General features: G+C 52.2%; 17 protein-coding genes. 6 read left to right on the forward strand and 11 right to left on the reverse strand.

All coding sequences use genetic code 11. The features are described from left to right. Positions 1-3: 3 nt before the first annotated feature. Both mreD and ACQ9LF_RS10820 read left to right on the forward strand, forming a co-directional pair. Positions 4-516, forward strand: a complete 513-nt coding sequence (mreD, locus tag ACQ9LF_RS10815) for a rod shape-determining protein MreD (RefSeq protein WP_462489416.1) — start codon at positions 4-6, stop codon at positions 514-516. Positions 517-573: 57 nt separating this feature from the next. Next, positions 574-2,679: a peptidoglycan D,D-transpeptidase FtsI family protein gene (locus tag ACQ9LF_RS10820; protein ID WP_462489417.1), complete on the forward strand. Its 2,106-nt coding sequence runs from the start codon at positions 574-576 to the stop codon at positions 2,677-2,679. Positions 2,680-2,682: 3 nt separating this feature from the next. On the opposite strand, the gene ACQ9LF_RS10825 is transcribed toward ACQ9LF_RS10820, so the two are convergent. The 11 genes from ACQ9LF_RS10825 to ACQ9LF_RS10875 all read right to left on the reverse strand — a co-directional run bounded on the left by ACQ9LF_RS10825 (position 2,683) and on the right by ACQ9LF_RS10875 (position 12,824). Next, the gene (locus ACQ9LF_RS10825) at positions 2,683-4,383 is read right to left on the reverse strand and encodes a peptidoglycan D,D-transpeptidase FtsI family protein (RefSeq protein WP_462489418.1); all 1,701 of its coding nucleotides are present in this window, start codon (positions 4,381-4,383) and stop codon (positions 2,683-2,685) included. Beyond that, a complete protein-coding gene (locus tag ACQ9LF_RS10830) occupies positions 4,380-4,637 on the reverse strand; it encodes a hypothetical protein (protein ID WP_462489419.1) in 258 nt (85 codons plus the stop codon). Before ACQ9LF_RS10830 ends, ACQ9LF_RS10825 begins: the two co-directional genes overlap by 4 nt. Before the next feature lie 107 nt (positions 4,638-4,744). After that, positions 4,745-5,893: a LysM peptidoglycan-binding domain-containing protein gene (locus ACQ9LF_RS10835; protein ID WP_462489420.1), complete on the reverse strand. Its 1,149-nt coding sequence runs from the start codon at positions 5,891-5,893 to the stop codon at positions 4,745-4,747. Between the two features lie 32 nt (positions 5,894-5,925). Further along, positions 5,926-6,876, reverse strand: a complete 951-nt coding sequence (gene rsmH / locus ACQ9LF_RS10840; RefSeq protein ID WP_462489421.1) for a 16S rRNA (cytosine(1402)-N(4))-methyltransferase RsmH — start codon at positions 6,874-6,876, stop codon at positions 5,926-5,928. 15 nt (positions 6,877-6,891) lie between these two features. After that, positions 6,892-7,101, reverse strand: a complete 210-nt coding sequence (locus ACQ9LF_RS10845) for a hypothetical protein (RefSeq protein WP_462489422.1) — start codon at positions 7,099-7,101, stop codon at positions 6,892-6,894. Between the two features lie 11 nt (positions 7,102-7,112). Continuing rightward, a complete protein-coding gene (locus tag ACQ9LF_RS10850) occupies positions 7,113-7,592 on the reverse strand; it encodes a division/cell wall cluster transcriptional repressor MraZ (protein WP_462489423.1) in 480 nt (159 codons plus the stop codon). 586 nt (positions 7,593-8,178) lie between these two features. After that, positions 8,179-9,489 (reverse strand): Ni/Fe hydrogenase subunit alpha, encoded by a 1,311-nt coding sequence (locus tag ACQ9LF_RS10855; protein ID WP_462489424.1) that lies wholly within the window; start codon positions 9,487-9,489, stop codon positions 8,179-8,181. Then, positions 9,486-10,232 (reverse strand): NADH-quinone oxidoreductase subunit B family protein, encoded by a 747-nt coding sequence (locus ACQ9LF_RS10860; RefSeq protein WP_462489425.1) that lies wholly within the window; start codon positions 10,230-10,232, stop codon positions 9,486-9,488. The genes ACQ9LF_RS10855 and ACQ9LF_RS10860 overlap by 4 nt, the downstream gene beginning before the upstream one ends. Before the next feature lies 1 nt (position 10,233). Then, positions 10,234-11,070 (reverse strand): FAD/NAD(P)-binding protein, encoded by an 837-nt coding sequence (locus tag ACQ9LF_RS10865; RefSeq protein ID WP_462489426.1) that lies wholly within the window; start codon positions 11,068-11,070, stop codon positions 10,234-10,236. Between the two features lie 15 nt (positions 11,071-11,085). Continuing rightward, positions 11,086-12,126, reverse strand: a complete 1,041-nt coding sequence (locus ACQ9LF_RS10870; protein ID WP_462489427.1) for a 4Fe-4S dicluster domain-containing protein — start codon at positions 12,124-12,126, stop codon at positions 11,086-11,088. 80 nt (positions 12,127-12,206) lie between these two features. Then, entirely contained in the window at positions 12,207-12,824 is a 618-nt protein-coding gene (locus ACQ9LF_RS10875; protein ID WP_462489428.1) for a redox-sensing transcriptional repressor Rex, read from the reverse strand. Between the two features lie 261 nt (positions 12,825-13,085). On the opposite strand from ACQ9LF_RS10875, the gene ACQ9LF_RS10880 reads away from it, so the two are divergent. The 4 genes from ACQ9LF_RS10880 (at position 13,086) to ACQ9LF_RS10895 (ending at position 17,560) form a co-directional block, all read left to right on the forward strand. Then, positions 13,086-13,577, forward strand: coding sequence for a hydrogenase maturation protease (locus ACQ9LF_RS10880; RefSeq protein ID WP_462489429.1), 492 nt, complete (start codon positions 13,086-13,088; stop codon positions 13,575-13,577). 50 nt (positions 13,578-13,627) lie between these two features. After that, positions 13,628-14,713 (forward strand): phosphotransacetylase family protein, encoded by a 1,086-nt coding sequence (locus ACQ9LF_RS10885; RefSeq protein ID WP_462489430.1) that lies wholly within the window; start codon positions 13,628-13,630, stop codon positions 14,711-14,713. Positions 14,714-14,862: 149 nt separating this feature from the next. Further along, a complete protein-coding gene (ispH, locus tag ACQ9LF_RS10890) occupies positions 14,863-15,699 on the forward strand; it encodes a 4-hydroxy-3-methylbut-2-enyl diphosphate reductase (protein WP_462489431.1) in 837 nt (278 codons plus the stop codon). Between the two features lie 124 nt (positions 15,700-15,823). Continuing rightward, positions 15,824-17,560, forward strand: a complete 1,737-nt coding sequence (locus tag ACQ9LF_RS10895; protein WP_462489432.1) for a 30S ribosomal protein S1 — start codon at positions 15,824-15,826, stop codon at positions 17,558-17,560. Positions 17,561-17,600: the final 40 nt, after the last annotated feature.

Raw genomic sequence — 17,600 nt, forward strand, 5'->3', positions numbered from 1 at the left:
CCGATGCGATGGTTGATATTCAGTCTGATTTTATTAATTACGGCACTGCTCGACGCCGGCCAGCTGTTAAACGTGATTGCCCTGGGAGGCTGGCATTCGCGTCCCTGCATTATGATTGTTGTTCTGGTTTTTGCCAGCCTGAATACCCGTCCGCAGGATTCGATCCGCTGCTCGTTTGCGACCGGATTTGCGGCAGACCTGGTCGGCTGGACGCTGGGGCCGCACATGATTTGCTACGGCATCCTCGGAACCCTGCTCAACCAGATCAGCCGCACCTTGAGTATGCAGCGTCCACTGCATCAGGCTTTGGTGGTATTTATATCCTATATGCTGACCGAACTACCGGCAGTCTGGCTGGAATCCTGGAAAACCGGACAACAGCGTCCGGATATATTTTGGATCACTCTGTCCACTGCGTTGTATTCAGCCATTGCGGCACCGGCAGTGTGGCTGGTTTTAAAACAGGTCTGGGGCAAAATGGGCAAACGCCCGGAAGGCCGCTCCCGCATTTATTAAGCTCTACCCGAAGGGGTATGTTTTAAGAATCGATTCAAAGAACAGGCTTTCAAACTTATGTATCATCAGCGACTGAAAATATTTATTGGCATCTGCGTGCTGGCCATGCTGGTGTGTCTGACGCGATTGTGGTATCTGCAATATTATCTGGCCGAACCGACCCGTCAGCAGCTTCGCCAGATTCGGATTCTGCCGCCCCAATCGCTGCCGACCTTGCGCGGCAAGATTCTGGACCGCAATGAGCGCATTGTGGCACGGGATGAGCCCTATTTTTATCTGCAAATTAATTATGAACTGACACGTCTTCGGGATCCGCGATTCTGGGAAGCACAGCTGCAGCAGCGGACTGCCGCCGGGCAGGACCGACAGGCGGCGGAAGCCAAACTGGCCAAAGACTGGTCCAAAGACATTGCCCGGCTGAAAAAGGCCATGGATTTTTGTGTTTATACTGCCGGAATGCCGGAGGAGGAGCTGCACCAAACAATCGATTCGATTAATGACCGCATCTGGGAGCTGGCCCGGTTTATCTGCTGGCGGCGGTCACACAGCAATGCCCCCACCAGCCGCTATGAACAGGACAAAGACCAGATTCCCATCCGCCAGATTGCCGAGGTGGATTTGGCGGAAATGCACAAGGCCTACCCTGTGCTTGAGCTTTATGACCGGCCTACTCTGATGGCGGCTCAGGTGGAGCTGTCCCATCTGGAGGGAGTCAGGATTCAATCGGAATCGCGGCGGACCTATCCGTTTGGACCGACCGCTTCCCATCTTGTCGGATGGGTGGGGCCCGTTCGCCGGGAGGAAGCCGATACTCTGTTTTCTGATGATTCTTATCTGCGGTATCTGGATGGGGAAATCATCGGCAAATTCGGTATCGAAAAACTGTGCGAACCTGTGCTTCGCGGCAAACGCGGTGAGGTCATCTATGACCGGGATAAAAATGAAATCTCCCGAACCCATCCGCAATTCGGGCAGGATGTCCAACTGACGCTGGATATGGTACTGCAGCGCAACATTGAAACGCTGCTCCGCGACCCGAATGCCGTGGCACCGGGCTTCGGGGGCAACGGCAACATCGCCGCGGTGGTCATTGAAGCAGCCACCGGCGATGTTTTATCGATGGTATCGCTGCCGAATTTTGACGTCAATAAAGCTCGACAGCTTTATGGTCAATTGTTGAATGATCCCTCGCGACCCTTGTGGAACCGGGCCATTGAGGAAACATTTCCGCCGGGTTCTTCCGTAAAGCCGCTGATTATGCTGGCAGGTCTGGAAGACAACAAGATTACCGCCGATGAGGTCATCTCGTGCTCGTGGACGCTGCCGCCTTCCAGCTGGCCCAAATGCCTGCTGCAGCGGCGAGGATATTGTCATGATGCCCGATGGGCAGAAGAAGGCCAGGTCAATAATGGGCGCAATGCCCTGCGGGGAAGCTGCAATGTGTATTTCTCGCGGCTGGCGGATCGGCTGGATGGGCAAACACTTCAACGATGGCTGTGGGAATTCGGCTGGGGGACTGCGGTCCTGCAGCCCTGTATCAGTGACCAGACGCTGGCAAGGCTGGACATCGGGACTGAGTATGACAGTCGATTTCGTGAAGCTCCCGGCAGCATTATTTACGGCATCCAGACACAATCCATTCGCGATATTGCCGAGGCCCCGGCAATTCCGGCAGGCGAAAAACGCTGGTGGGGTATCGGACAGGGCAATCTTCGCGTCACCGCCCTGCAGGTTGCCAACGCCTATGCCGTACTGGCCCGCCGCGGGGAGTACAAGCCGCCCCGGCTGGTGATTGACCCGGATGATCCGATGAATACCAAACACACTCGAACACTGCCCATCCACGCTCCGCATCTGGCGGTTCTGTATGAGGGGATGCACGCGGTAGTCAATGAGCGCGGCGGGTCGGCGTATGAAGCCTTTTCCAACAGTGGTCTAAATCAGTTGGGATTAACCATTTATGGCAAAACCGGATCGACCGAGCGGCCCTTCAACGCCTGGTTTGCAGCGTTTGTCAACGATTCGGCAGGACGAGCGATTTCTCTGGCGGTCGTTGTGGAAGAAGGGCAAAGCGGCGGCAAGGACGCTGCACCGCTGGCCCGGGAAATCATTCGACTGTGTCATCAGGCCGGCTTTATCGGCACCAAGTACGCCCCCCAATAACACTTACATGGCTTTTTCAATATAAGGCATGGTCTTTTTCAGGATTTCGCCCACAACGGGGGCAGCCACACGTCCACCGCTGTAGCCTTTATTCAAGGCTCGGTTGGGTTTCCGAATGGAGACCATCACCACGACTTTGGGATTCACCGCCGGAGCACCGCCGACAAAGGACGCAACGTAATTGGAGGTATCATATCCGCCGGACGGCAAAGCGATATTGGCTGTACCGGTTTTACCCCAGACCTGAACGCCTTCGACGGCGGCCTTTTCGCCGGTACCTTCGTTGACCACCCCGGTCAGAGCGTTGCGGACAATCCAGTGGGCGACTTCGGGTTTGATAACAAAACCGGTCGGCCCTGCCGCTTCATGCAGCTGGGTAATATTGCCCTGTGAATCCACAACAGCCTTGACGATGTGGGGCGTAACCCGGCTGCCGCCGTTGGCCAGAATCGCATAGGCTCGCAGCATTTGGATAGCACTAACCAGAATCTCATGGCCAAAGGGAATTCGAGTAACGCTGTATCCACTCCATTTAGACACCGGATAAAGCAGGCCGGGATCCTCGCCGGGCAGGTCAATATCGGTTTTCTGGCCGAAACCAAAAAGCCGAAGGCCTTCATAAAGCTGCTTTTGCCCCATTTTCAGGCCGATCTTGGCCATGCCGACATTGCTGGATTGGATCAGGATTTCACGTACGGTAAAGTTGCCGTAGCGGTGATTGCCGAATTCGCCAATGCGGTACTTGGCCCAGTAGCCGTCTTCACAGTAAAAGACTTCGCGGTAACCAATCGCACCGCAATCCAGAGCAATCGCCGCAACAATGGGCTTGATAATGCTGCCCGGTTCATAAGGATCTGTCAGGATGCGATTTTTCAGGTGATCGGGCTTTTCCGTATTGAATCGCTCCGGGTCAAAATCCGGCAGGGATACCATAGCCAGAATGGCTCCGGTATAGGGATCCATCATAATCCCGATGGCCGACTCGGCCTCGTATTCCTTCATGGTATCCTGCAGGGCTGCGCGGACAAATTGCTGGATGGTCGAATCGATGGTCAAGATGAGATTTTGGCCGGAGACCGGAGGTCTGTATAAATCGGGACGGAATCCGATAGGCCTGCGATTCACATCAACCAGAACCACCTCTTTGCCGTCAACCCCCTTGAGTACCTCTTCGTACTTCAACTCCAGTCCCGCCAGCCCCACCCCCTCGGCACCGCAAAACCCCACGATATGCGAGGTCAGTATGCCCATCGGATAATACCGCAACCGCTGGCTCTGAATCCCAACCCCTGGCAGCCGGGCGTTCATAATCGCCTCTCGCTGAGCCAGATCAATCCCGGACTGGATTTTGACATAGCCCTTATTTTTGCTCTCATAGACCAGTCTGCAGATTTCCGGACCGGGCAAGTGAAGAATATCCTGAAGGACCATCGCCGTTTCCTTGACATCTTCGGCATTAGGCAGACGGCGGGGTTCAATAAACACCTCGTCTGCGGTATTGCTGGCGGCCAGTACATTGCCGCGACTGTCAAAAATGGTCCCGCGTCGCGCGTATTGGGTAAAAGTTGCAGTCTGCTGCCGCTGACTTTCCTGGGCAAGCTGTTGGGCTTTAACGAATTGCAGAACATACAGCCGCCAGCCCAGCAGTCCCATGGAGACCACCAGCACAATGCCTAAAAGGAAAATGGTAATTTTCAGTCTCATCGGGTCTTTTTCGTTTTGGACTTATCCGCTTCCGGCGGCGGCAGATGCTCAAACATATAACGGGGGTTAATCAGCGATTCCAAGCGCAGCTGCTGGCTGCGCAAATCCTGAAGGAGGACTTTCTGTTCGGCACGGGCATAACAATACTGATTATAAACCCGGCTGGATGTGGTTCGCAGCAGGATCGTAAAAATCAGTGTGCCGGTCAGAAAGAATATAATAAAGACCAGTCTGGGCCGCGTTGGCATGGTCATAATTGATTATCTCTAAAATTCTGTGTCACTCTTTCCCGCTGGATAGACGAGCGCTCAACGGGCAGTTCTCTCCGTCCGATCTGGAACGGAGCAATCTGCCCGGATAGCTACTTTTGGGGCAGCTTAAGCTTCATCCCTACCTGAAGCTGGCTGGGATTGGCAAGCTGGTCCTTGTTCAAGGCAATGATTTCCGGATAACGGTCACCGTTGCCCAGATACTTTTGAGCAATCTTGTACAGATGGTCACCGCTCTGGACCGTGTATTCTCGTTCTGCCGGGGCGGATTTGGCTTTGCTGTTAGCCGGGGCAGCCTCGGTCTTTTTGGCGACGGGATTCTCTTTGGCTTTATCCGGCACGGCACTGTTTTTAACCACCGTTTCTTTTTGGGCATCGGCAGGTTCGAAGACATTTTTAAATTTGTCCATCAGCGATGCGGACGCGGTTTTGGGCTTTTCGCTCTGGGCCGGCTGGGAGCCTGCAATCTGGGGAATCACCAGTTTATCGCCCACTTTGACCTTGTCCACAGAGTCCAAGACGTCTTTATTGGCCTCGAACAGCATCTGGATGGTTGCCCGCTGATTGCCGACTTCAGGTCCATAATATTTTTTGGCAATCACAGCCAGCGATTCGCCTTTATCAACCACATGGGTTCTGCCGGCACTGCCAGTTGTTTTGACAGCTTCGGGCCTGGGCTTTGCAGGCTGTTGAATAGTCTCAACGGTTTGCTGAGCCGCCTTGATGGTTTGTGCAGTCTGATGACTGATCATGGTATCCGTCTGCGAAGTCGGCATAACCGGCGATAACTCAACTGCCGTTTGAGGAGCCACTGCCGCCACCCGGTTGGAGAAGGTATTTTGCGTCTGAGGCTGTGACGGCTGGACAGACGCAATCGCAGGCTGAGCCTGAGGCTGCGTCGGCGTGGCAATCTGGGCAGCTGGCGGATTCTGAACCACCGCAGCGGTAGTATCGACCGTTTGCGGCTGATCAGAACTGCCCGCATAGGCATCCAGATTCATAACCTGTGAAGGCGGTTCAGCATACCGCAGATGGGTCCGCCCGGTCTGAAGGCTACGGGCCACATCCACAACCGCCGGGTCAATCACCAGACTGCTTCCGGTCTGGGTGGTAACCGCCGTCTCGACAACCGGCTTATCTTTGAAGGAATGCACAAAGTCGGGCAATCCATTGATGACAAACGCGATAATTACAATAAAAACCAGTCCGAGCAACAGGCCCACCTTGGCGTCGGTTGTCATTTCCGTGTACTCCTTTTTATTCCGCATATATGTTATACAATTTTTCTGGCTATTCTTAATTTTGCACTTCGCGAACGAGGATTCGTCCGCACTTCTGTTTCATCGGCGATTAATGGTTTTTTAGTGAGGATTTCATAGGTGCCTTCCGCCTTATGCAACCGAAAATCCTCTTTGACGAGTCCATCTTCGAGACTATGAAAACTGATTATCGCAAGAATGCCGCCTTTTTTCAACCGCACAACAGCATCTTTTAACAAAGTTTTTAAACATTCCAGTTCCTGATTGACTGCAATCCGAAGGGCCTGAAAGGTCCGCGTGGCCGGATGAATCTTGCTGTGTCGACCGGTCGCAGGCTGCCCGAGGGCCTTGCAGATCATCATGGCCAGTTGTCCGGTGGTGTAGAACTTCTGTTTGGCCCGATGATCCACAATGAATCGAGCAATGCGCCGAGAAGCCCTTTCCTGCCCATACTTGAAAATCAAATCCGCCAGCTGTTTTTCGGGCATTTGATTGACGATATCAGACGCTGAAATTGACAACCGAGTGTCCAGCCGCATATCCAGCGGGGCGTCCACCTGAAAGCTCATCCCTCGCTGGGGGTCGGCGACCTGTGCCGAACAAAAACCCAGATCGGCCAGGATACAATCCACCTGCTGTATCCCCTGTTTAGTTAATACTTCATCCAGACGGGAAAAGTTTTCCCGAATTAAAATAATCCGGCACGGAAGGCCGGTTAAATTGGCCTGGGCCTTTTGGAGACTCTTCGGGTCAACATCCAACCCAACCAGTATCCCCTCCGGCCCCAGTTGTGAACCGAACAGACGGCTGTGACCTCCGTGTCCCACCGTCGCATCCACAAAAATCCCATCCTTGGGTAAATGGATGTATTCGGCTAAGGTTTCTGCTAAAACCGGTATATGTTCGTTCGGCGTAGCCCTATCCATGGGTTCCGCCGAACAATCCTTCTGATTATTCGAATCCATTCTCAAAACGGCCTGTCAGCCGGCAATAGTAACCATTGCCCGTCCGGAAAGCCGTTGAAGGTCGGGAGAAAACGAGATACCCGCAAACATCGGGTTTTGCTTTTTCAGACAATCCAGCCGGTCGGCTAATACACCAACCGCCGAGAGGGTCTGCTCATCAGCGGGATAAATGCCGTCAAGGCAGCCACGAACACGACTAATTTCATCCATAAACAGCTCAGCCATAAATCCTCCGGCTATTCCTCAACTTGTCGGCTCTGTTTTTGCAGAACCGTCTGTCTTGCCTGGGCTACCTGGTGCTGGTACTGATTTATATTGTCCATCAGATACTGTTCCCAGTCCTCGGAATTCCATATTTCGATATGGTCTCTCACGCCGACGAGGGTCAGCGAAGAGCCGAGGTTTGCCCGTTTTTTGATTTTTTCCGGCAAAAGCAATCGTCCCTGCCGATCCAGCTCAACCCTGCTGGCCATAGCAAATGTCATACGCTCGAAAGCGACGACTTCATCCGGGGCGGCCGTCCCTGGCGCACCGGCAAGGGCGATTTGCTGAAAATACTTTTCGGGATACAGGCAAAGCACTCCATTAGGGCCCATCGCAAGGTAAAAATCGCCGCCGTATTCCTTGACGTCAATTTGACTGCGCAGCTTGTTGGAGATGAAAAGCCGGTTCTTTTCATCGAGCGTGTGCTCAAATTCGCCTGTTAGTAGTAACATTGTCTTTTACTCCACCGGACATACCATTTTGTGGGATACCATACCACTTTGCCCCACTTTTCGTCAATATTAATATCGGCAAATTTTTCTATTTCATTCGGGCGGCAACGTTCAGGATACGTCGTAGAATTAGGTTTTTTTGCAAAAATACACTATATATTGTATATATAAAAACAAGCCGTCTATATATAGAGCACAAAAAAAATCTAAATTTTTAAATGTTGTTCTTTCATTAGCTCATGCCTGCTTTTTACCACTGAGCCGAACTCCCAAGCCCAACAAGGCCATTGCCGCCCCATTTTATCTCTTTTAATAATCCATTCTTACAATTCCCACCTTTTATCATTGCATGAATCCACTCACACAAAGCTCCAGCAGCATGGTCTTTGGGTTTGGAAAATCAAGATTTGTAACACCCTTTATTTTCGCAGAACACCAATCCATAAAATAGGGCCTCGTACAAATTGAGGCATTTGGGACAATACCAGACGGAATCTAAAATGAAACGCCCCGGTCCATTCGACATGGACAAGGGCGTTTTTGGCACACTTCAGCCGCTTCAGATTGGAGTCAAGAAGCTTATGGTCTATACAAACTCTACATTCAGGAAATGGGTAGAGCAGGACACGCACGGATCATAGGCCCGAACCAGCATTTCCATCCCATGACGGAGGGCATCCTGGCCCAGATGCATAAACTCCGGCACGAATTTCTCGAAGTCTTTCTGGATGTTGGCATGGTTCTGGTTGGTGGGGATACAGACATTGCCATAGACGCAGTTGCCGTATTTGTCAAATTCGTAGGTGTGGAACAGAATGCCGCGAGGAGCTTCGACGCAGCCGCTTCCCCGGCCGGCACGCGGGCTGACTTTCACCGTTTCGGGCTTGAGGCCCCGAGTCAGGAGGTCATCGATCATCTGGATACTGGTTTCGACAACGTGAGCTGCTTCAGCCAGCTGGGCAATATTGTTCATAAAGGGATTGGTATTGCCCTTCTTAAGACCGAACATCTCGGCCACTTTTTTGCCCAAAGGGCTCAGGAGTTCAGCATTGTTGTTGAACCGTGCCAGGGCCCCCACCATATAGGCGTCCCGATGCCACTTGCACCACTTGGCGGTGGATTGCGGCGAAACGTATTCGTTGGCCACCTTCTGCCAGTTGCGAATATTGACCGGACCATCCCCATTGCAGTCGTTGCTGGTGATGTCGCCGTGGTAGAACGTATAAGCCGGCGGGGTCGTCTGTTTGAGCGAGACATACTCGGTGGGCCGTTCAAATTTGGGCAGATTGCCGGCGACACTGTGAACCACTTCACAGATGGCCACCAGGTCCTTGACCGTTGATTCCAATTCCTTTTTCAGGTCACGAAGCTGCTGCTCCGTGGGAATCTTGCACAGACCGCCGGGAATAAGCGTAACCGGATGGGTGGTCCGACCCGCAATCAAATCCGACCAGGTATTGGCCACCCGATGGGCACGAATGATGGTCTTGACGGCATCGGGGGCCTTGGGCACCAGCGGCACCACCGAGGGCGCATTAAACAAATCCGGCGCAACCAGATAGCCCACGTGCAGGGTGTGGCTCTGGAGCTGCTCGGAATAATGCATCAGGATACGCAGCTTGTCGGCCTGTTCGCTGACTTCGATACCGAGGGCATCCTCAACAGCCTTGGTCGAGGCCAGCGAGTGGGTAATCGAACAGATTCCGCAAATCCGGCTGACAATGGTCTGGATGTCCTGAAAGCTGCGTCCCCGCACCATCGCTTCAAAAAAACGGGGCGCTTCGGGCACCTGCCATTCGCATTTTTCAATTTTGCCGTCTTTGGCATTAACCACGATGTTGCCGTGGCCTTCGATTCGGGTTACATGATGGACGTTAATGTTTATATTCGTGCTCATACCGTCGGTCCTTGTTCACAGCCAAACAACACCATTTTCTGTCGTAAATCTTCCACAGTCAAACCGTATTTATCCATGACTTCGCGTGCGGCTTCCACATTGGGGTTGTCCACATAGCCTCGGCAGCCGAAACAGCGGAATCCATTGGACGGACATCGTGCGCCACAGCCGGCTCGAATAATCGGCCCCAGACAAATCTGGTTGTACTCATAGCGGCAGATGTTTTCTTTGGCCTTGCATTCCACACACACCGGATAATCCGGAATCGTCGGTTTTTTGCCCAGCAGCAATGCCCGAATAACAGAAGCAAATTCCCTGCGATCAATCGGGCAGCCGTGGATTTTATAGTCCACGTCCACCACTTCATGGACCGCCTTGGTCAGGCCGGTTTCCAGGTGGGGCATGTGAGCGTCTTTGCCATAGACACAATGCTTGACTTCTTCGAGGTCGAATTTGTTTTTCATTTTATTGACCCCGCCGAGGGTCGCACACGCTCCCAGTGCAATCAGAATCTTGCAGCGGCTGCGGATGATTTCGATACGCTTTTCATCTTCGGGCCGGGTAATCGAGCCTTCAACGATGGCGATATCGTAATCGTGGCTCTGTTCACTCATGGCCTCGCGCCACTCGACCACATCCACCACATTAATCAGGTCCAGGATTTCTTCTTCCAGATTGACGATCTGGAGCTGACAGCCTTCACAGCAGGCAAAATCGAAAATCGCTACTCTTGGTTTGCTCATATTAGATCGCCTCCGGCACTACGGCCAAATCAGACCAGCGGAACACCGGGCCGTCCTGACAGACATACAGACCATTGATCTGGCAATGGCCGCATTTGCCCACACCGCATTTCATTCGTCGTTCAAGATTCACATAAATATTGTCCGCCGGAACTTCAGCCTCTGCCAGCGCCATCAAGACAAATTTATACATGACCGGCGGCCCACAGACCAGTACGACCGATTTAGGCAGATCGCTTTCCACCTTGGGAATCAGTGTCGTAACCACTCCGACATTGCCGTTCCAGCAGTCATGGGCTTCGTCGATGGTTTCCATCAGCGTCATATCCTTGCGTTCCGACCACATGGCCAGCTCTTCACGGAATAGCCGCATGTCATAGCATTTGGTGCCAACCAGCACCGTGACCTTGCCGTACTCCTTGCGGTTATCCAGGACATAACGGATGAAGGACCGCTGGGGCACCAGGCCAATGCCGCCGCAGATAAAGACGAGGTCTTTGCCCTTGGCCTGTTCGATGGGATACTGTGAGCCGAAAGGACCGCGAATGCCAATTTTCTGACCGACTTCAAGCTTGTGTATAGTCCGCGTCAGGCTGCCAACGTTGCGAACCACCAGCTCAATGCCCTTCTGGGTCGGCGACGAGGAAATCGAAATCGGGGCCTCCCCCAGTCCCGCAATCGACACCTCCACGAACTGGCCGGGAACATGTTCCAGCTCTTTGCCGGAATCCATTTCCAGATGCATAAACAATTCCGTGCCATTGAGCATGCGGCGTTTGGTAATCGTCGCCATCTCCGGCAGGTAAATATCCTTGTGTTCACTGCAGCAGTCGCACATGGTATCAGTCTCCTTTTATCCGAGGGTTTGTTCTTCCATCAGGCGGTTATAGATGGTTACAGGATTGGCAATATCGGCGACGCAGGCAGTAATGCAGCGTCCGCAGCCGACACAGGCAATCTGGCCGCCGATTTTTTCGGGAACATATTTGGCCTTGCGGAACAGACGATGACGGAAGCGGGAAGATCGGTCCTTGCGAAAATTATGGTTGCCTGCCACAGTGGCAAAATTTTCGAGCAGGCAGCCGTCCCAGCAGCGTACCCGCTGGCCTGTCTTGAGATCCCAGTTGACCTGATCCTGGACATCAAAGCAATAGCAGGTCGGACAGACCTGGTTGCAGGAGCCGCAGGAAAAACACAGACGGGCTTTTTCCTGCCAGACGGGATGATTGTAGGCCTTTTCCATCAGCTTGGGCAAATACGACGGCTTGCAGGCCAGTTTGTGTTTGTTCAACCCGGTGCGGTTGGCCTCCTGGATGGCCTGGCGTTTCTCCATGTCGGCCGGGGTTGCCGCAGCAAGCCCTTTGGCGTAGGTCATCAGAGCATGCCCCTTTTCGGTGGCCACATCCAGCAGATAGGCATCACCGATATCGGTAATCAGGATGTCGTAGCCGTCGGAGACGACCGCGGTTTCCATGGATGAGGCAAAGATATTTTTGCTGGGCCGAGCAACATCGCAGGCGATAATGGTAATCTGTTTTCGGCGATCCATATAATGCCTGTCATACTCGCCCTGACTGAATAACTCATCCATTTGCCGGATGGCAATCAGGTCATAGGGATGAACCCCCAGCAGAATCATCGGATCATAATTCATGACCGATTGAGCCCTGCCGCCGACTTCAAACTGCAGCAGAGGTTCAACCTGCGGAAGCACATATTTTTTGGGCGGAAGAATGGTGACATCATAATCCAGCCGCAGAGCGGCAGCGGATCGAAGATCATCAAACTGAAAGCGGTCCTCTTTGGCCACGACACCAACCACTCTCCTGCCCGCCGCCAGCATCGCATCTACAAACTGCCCGAATCGTTCTTTACTCAGTTTGCTCACACTCATAAGCCAGTCCTTATTTCCTGTTAAACCGTCGTTTTGCGTTTATCACGTTTATGTTTGCCGCTTTTGGCGAATCACCCGAATTACAGATAAAACAGCAGAGTTCCCAGCTCCATAGCCAGATCGATACTGACCACTTTGACACGCTTGGGGACTTTCAGCCAGCAGGGCGATAAATTCAGGATACCGCGGATGCCGGCATCCACCAGCAACGTCGCACACGCCTGAGCCGATTCGGAAGGCACAGCCAGGATGGCAAGACGGATTCGCTGCTCCGCGATGCCGGAGATAGTCTGAATATCCTGGATGGTCAGGCCTGCAAGTTTTTTGCCGATTTTAGCGGGAGAATTATCATAAATGGCAGCAATATCGAAACCAAACATCGCAAACCCCGGGTAAGAAGCAATGGCCGTCCCCAGCCGCCCTGCCCCAATCAGGACCGCTTTCTGGGCCACATCCAACTTGAGAATCTCCCGAATCCGACGAGCCGTATCCGAAACCGGATAGCCAACACCGCGAGTGCCAAAATCCCCGAAATAGGATAGATCCTTGCGAATTTGAGGCGGTTTGAGGTGGAGTTGCCCGGCCAGGGCCTGACTGGAAATATAGGCCTGCCCTTCCTGTCCCAACAGCGAAAATGCCCGCAGATATCGAGGCATTCGTCGAATCGTTTCTGCCGGTATTTTGCGAAATTTCAACATCCGGAGCCGCCTTTTTATCTTTGTGTTTGTGCTCACTTTCACAAGCTGATGTTCAAAATAGCGACTTTATTGTTCTGTGTCAAGCGTTTATTTATTGCAATTTTCACATAATACACACAATAATCGACCTAAAAATCGTTTTTTCTTGCAGAAAGATTCCATTTGAAGTATGGTATGCCAGTTCAATTCAACCTTGAATTGGCTGATGGAAAGGCTCGTAATAATTCTTTAAGATATTATATTTTAATAACTTACAACCATATGAATCATCCCAAAACAACCCTGGTTGCAGGACTTGGCAATCCCCTGATGGCCGATGAGGGTATTGGTGTGCTGCTGGTACAAAAACTGGCACATTTATCACAAAATCAGACCATTTCCGGATGCGACGATGTGGAATTTTATGATGGCGGAGTGGGCGGCCTGAGCCTGCTTTATAAAATTGAAAACCGTCGAAAAGTCATTCTCATCGATTGTGCCAAAATGGGGACTGCCGCCGGAACCATACGCCGGTTCAGGCCCGACGAGGTTCGTACCATCAAGACGCTATCCCATTTTTCACTCCATGAAATGGACATTTTGAAGGTGCTTGCACTGGCTGAACAACTGGGAAATGCACCGTCGGATGTCGTTATTTTTGGTATTGAGCCGAAAATCATTGCATACGACAGCCATTTGTCCGATATAATTCAGCAAAATATATCGCGGTATATGGACGATATACTGAACGAAATCAAAGCAGTACCCCAGTGAAGACTGTTTTGGTCGTAAACGCAAGAAACCCGTTGTGATGGAATACGACTATGAAACCAATCTATATCGCCGCCACGTTGCAGGATTGCGGGAAAACATCGGTAACCCTTGGCCTGATGCAGCTTCTGCATGACCGGGGATTTGATCCGGGGTACTGTAAGCCCGTCGGGCAGCATTATGTCTGCTATCAGAATAAAAATATTGATAAGGACAGCGTCCTGATGCATCAGGTGTTTAATATGCAGGATGAGCCCTGCCTGATGAGTCCGATTGCGATTGAGCGGGATTTTACCCGTAAATTCATCAATAATCCCAATGCGGCTCCTCTTGAAAAAGAAATTCTGCATAGTCGCGACGAATTGTTCAAGTCTCATAAAATCGTACTGTTTGAAGGTACCGGCCACGCCGGCGTTGGCAGTTGTTTTGGGTTGTCCAATGCCCGTGTCGCCCAATTGCTCAACGCCAAGGTCGTCATTGTCACCGCTGGCGGTATCGGCAAACCCATTGACGAAATTGCCCTGAGCCTGTCGCTGTTCCGCGAACATAATGTCGAAGTGCTCGGCGTGATTTTGAATAAAGTCCTGCCGGAAAAATACGACATGGTCAAAGATGTTGTCAGCCGGGGGTTGAAACTGTTCGGTACCAAGCTGCTGGGAGCGATTCCATACGAGCATATTTTGTCCACTTACACAATCGGGCAGCTGGCTGAAGAATTCAAATACAACGTCCTGTGCGGACAGGATGCGCTGTCCAATCCGGTGGAGCATACGGTTGTGGCGGCCATGGAACCGCAGAATGTTGTCCGTCATATTCGGGACAATACCCTGGTCATTATGCCCGGCGACCGGATCGATAATATCCTCGTATCGATTCTGGTGCTATCCCGCCAGACAACCCTGGGCGGAGGATTGATTTTGACCGGCGGCTTTGAGCCGCATCCGACGATTGAGCCGCTGCTCAAATCCAGCAATATTCCGGTCCTGACCAGCGCCGACGACACCTTTACCGTCAGTGCTCGCATGAAAGACCTTGGATTTAAAATCCAGACCTATGACACCGCCAAGATTGCCCGCCTGCATCAGCTTGTCGCAGAATATGCCGATGCCGACGCCCTCATTAAGATATTGACAGAGTAAGTCTCATGCAATGTCAAGCACGTAGGGCTTATAGCAACCGCATATTGGATATTATTGACATGTTTTACCCTCTGATTCTATAATCATTTCATTGAGCTGGACCGTACTTTATGGTATAGTCCCGATTCCATAATTTACAGGAACGATTCATGAAAGTATTAGTAGCTGAAAAATGCGGCTTCTGTCCGGGTGTTCGCAACGCGATCAATTTAGCGAAAAAGACCCTGGCGGAACAAAATAAAGTCTATAGTCTGGGTCCGATTATTCACAACGAAGATGTAGTTCGGCAATTGTCGCAGGCCGGGCTGAATACCGTGGAATCGGTGGATTCTATTGCTGAGGGAACGGCTCTGATTCGCTCCCACGGAGCCACGCAACAAGAACTCCAAGTCCTTCAAAATAAAGGACTTAACATTGTTGATGCAACCTGTGTGCTAGTCAAGCGTGTCCAGAAAATCGCCCGCCAGCTTCATGAAGAAGGCTATCAGGTGGTTATCATCGGCGACAAAGACCACCCGGAAGTGAAGGCCGTTGTCGGTTCGGCTGAGGGCATAGAGGTAATCGGCGATGAAACAGACCTCGATAAGATAAGAAACCATAAGAAGTTAGGTGTGATTTGCCAGACTACCCAAAGCCCGGACTATTTTGCCACCATGATAGGCTATATCGGCAAATTGCCCTTTTCGGAGATCAAAATAATCAACACCCTGTGTCGGGAAACCAAAGACCGCCAGGAAGCTGCGGTTAAACTCTGTCGCCAAGTGGATATTATGTTTGTGCTTGGCGGCCTCCACAGCGCCAACACTCGCAAGCTGGCGGAGTTATGTAAAAAACATAATCCGCAAACCTACCATTTGCAAAACTGGGAAGAACTTGATATAAGTATCCTTTCCGGCAAACGGGTGGCCGGCGTGACAGCAGGCGCATCCACTCCGGACGAGGTCATTCGAGAGTTTGTCGAAAAGCTCGAAGCGTACCGTGCTTAATCGCGGTTTAGAACAAGGTGTCGGCAGCGTTGCCGATGCGATTTAACCTTCACAAGGTTATAGGTTCGCTTGCGTATATGTGGGGCGCCAGCGAGGCCTCAAAACAACTCACAGGAGATTTTTTATGGTAGACAGAAATTTAATTTCGAAACTTGGCATCACAGACGATCAGCTTGAGCAGCAATTGGGGGAATTGTACACCACAGAACACCAGCAGATGCTGGAAAAAGCTCTGGATAAAAAGGTCGAGGCCCTTGTGCCCGGCACGATTGTCAAGGGTAAGATTGTCGGTATGGCCGGCAATGATGTGGTCATTGAACTGGGGCTCAAGAGCGAAGGCCTGATTGAAACCACCGAATTTGACAGCCCCGACGAAATCGTAGTCGGCAAAGAAATTGAAGTGCTTCTGGAAGAAGTCGATGCCGAAAACGGTCTGGTCCTGTCCAAGCGCAAAGCCGATCGTATTCGGGGCTGGGAACACATCACCACCACCAAGAAGGAAGGCGATGTGGTCAAGGGCATCGTCAGCCGTCGCATCAAAGGCGGTCTGCTGGTCGATATCGGCGTACCGGTCTTCTTGCCCGCCTCGCAGGTGGACATCCGCAAGCCCGGCGACATCAGCCGCTTCATCGGCACCGAAATCGAATGCAAGATTCTCAAAATCGACACCGAAAATCACAACATCGTGGTCTCTCGCCGCAAACTCATCGAAGAAGACCGTCAGGCCAGCAAGGAAAAACTGCTGCGTGAGATTGAAGTCGGTCAGATTCGCAAGGGTATCGTCAAGAATGTCGCCGATTTCGGCGTCTTCGTGGACCTGGGCGGCCTGGACGGTCTGCTGCATATTTCCGACCTCAGTTGGGGCCGCGTGGCGCATCCGTCTGAGGTGGTTCAGCTGGATCAGGAAATCGAATGCATGGTCATTGGCGTGGACCGCACCACCGAAAAAATTTCGCTGGGCCTCAAGCAGAAACAGCCCAGTCCGTGGGCCAATGTCGAAACCCGCTTCCCGGTCGGCAGCCGCGTGAAGGGCACCGTGGTCAACATCATGAACTATGGCGCATTCATTCGCCTGGACGAAGGCATCGAAGGTCTTGTCCATATCAGCGAAATGAGCTGGACCAAGCGTGTGGCTCATCCGTCGGACATTCTGCAGGTCGGCCAGGAAATCGACGTGGTCGTGCTGGATGTCAACAAGGAAAAACAGGAAATCTCACTGGGCATCAAGCAGCTTGAAGCCAATCCGTGGACTATCGCCGGCCAGAAGTATCCAGTCGGCACCATGGTGACCGCCAAAGTAACCAGTCTGACCAACTATGGGGCATTTGTCGAAATCGAACCCGGTATCGACGGCCTTATTCACATTTCCGACCTGAGCTGGACCAAGAAGTACAATCACCCCGGCGAATGTCTGCAAAAGGGGCAGGAAGTCCGGTGTGTCGTGCTGGAAGTCGATGAGGACAAACATCGCATCTCCCTGGGTATCAAGCAATTGACTGAAGACCCGTGGGTCCGTGCCATTCCGGAAAAGTACATCCCCGGCCAGATTGTTCGCGGCAAGATTACCAAGCTGACCAACTTCGGCGTGTTTGTCGAACTGGAAAACGAACTGGAAGGCCTGCTGCATATTTCCGAGCTGTCTGACCAGAAGGTCGAATCGCCGCAGGATATCGTCAAAATTGGGGATGATGTTGAGGTCAAGATTCTGCGGGTCGATACCGACAGCCGCAAAATCGGCCTGAGCCTGCGTCGCGTCCAGTGGGCAGCCGAAGACCAGACCCAGGGTTCCTCCTCGGAAACGTCCGAAAATCAGGGACCGCAGCGTCGCGGCGGCCTGGATGGTCCGCTGATGCCGAACTAAAAGTCTTTGATTAGCAATGAGTTACGGCCTTAATCGGTAA

The sequence above is a fragment of the Anaeroglomus insulsum genome (genome assembly GCF_050689095.1).
GTDB classification, from domain to species: domain Bacteria; phylum Planctomycetota; class Phycisphaerae; order Sedimentisphaerales; family Anaerohalosphaeraceae; genus Anaeroglomus; species Anaeroglomus insulsum.

Bases quoted from the DNA above. Each gene is read 5' to 3' on its own strand.
- mreD (WP_462489416.1), top strand. From the start codon at position 4: ATGCGATGGTTGATATTCAGTCTGATTTTATTAATTACGGCACTGCTC.
- ACQ9LF_RS10820 (WP_462489417.1), top strand. From the start codon at position 574: ATGTATCATCAGCGACTGAAAATATTTATTGGCATCTGCGTGCTGGCC.
- ACQ9LF_RS10825 (WP_462489418.1), bottom strand. From the start codon at position 4,383: ATGAGACTGAAAATTACCATTTTCCTTTTAGGCATTGTGCTGGTGGTC.
- ACQ9LF_RS10830 (WP_462489419.1), bottom strand. From the start codon at position 4,637: ATGACCATGCCAACGCGGCCCAGACTGGTCTTTATTATATTCTTTCTG.
- ACQ9LF_RS10835 (WP_462489420.1), bottom strand. From the start codon at position 5,893: ATGACAACCGACGCCAAGGTGGGCCTGTTGCTCGGACTGGTTTTTATT.
- rsmH (WP_462489421.1), bottom strand. From the start codon at position 6,876: ATGGATTCGAATAATCAGAAGGATTGTTCGGCGGAACCCATGGATAGG.
- ACQ9LF_RS10845 (WP_462489422.1), bottom strand. From the start codon at position 7,101: ATGGCTGAGCTGTTTATGGATGAAATTAGTCGTGTTCGTGGCTGCCTT.
- ACQ9LF_RS10850 (WP_462489423.1), bottom strand. From the start codon at position 7,592: ATGTTACTACTAACAGGCGAATTTGAGCACACGCTCGATGAAAAGAAC.
- ACQ9LF_RS10855 (WP_462489424.1), bottom strand. From the start codon at position 9,489: ATGAGCACGAATATAAACATTAACGTCCATCATGTAACCCGAATCGAA.
- ACQ9LF_RS10860 (WP_462489425.1), bottom strand. From the start codon at position 10,232: ATGAGCAAACCAAGAGTAGCGATTTTCGATTTTGCCTGCTGTGAAGGC.
- ACQ9LF_RS10865 (WP_462489426.1), bottom strand. From the start codon at position 11,070: ATGTGCGACTGCTGCAGTGAACACAAGGATATTTACCTGCCGGAGATG.
- ACQ9LF_RS10870 (WP_462489427.1), bottom strand. From the start codon at position 12,126: ATGAGTGTGAGCAAACTGAGTAAAGAACGATTCGGGCAGTTTGTAGAT.
- ACQ9LF_RS10875 (WP_462489428.1), bottom strand. From the start codon at position 12,824: ATGTTGAAATTTCGCAAAATACCGGCAGAAACGATTCGACGAATGCCT.
- ACQ9LF_RS10880 (WP_462489429.1), top strand. From the start codon at position 13,086: ATGAATCATCCCAAAACAACCCTGGTTGCAGGACTTGGCAATCCCCTG.
- ACQ9LF_RS10885 (WP_462489430.1), top strand. From the start codon at position 13,628: ATGAAACCAATCTATATCGCCGCCACGTTGCAGGATTGCGGGAAAACA.
- ispH (WP_462489431.1), top strand. From the start codon at position 14,863: ATGAAAGTATTAGTAGCTGAAAAATGCGGCTTCTGTCCGGGTGTTCGC.
- ACQ9LF_RS10895 (WP_462489432.1), top strand. From the start codon at position 15,824: ATGGTAGACAGAAATTTAATTTCGAAACTTGGCATCACAGACGATCAG.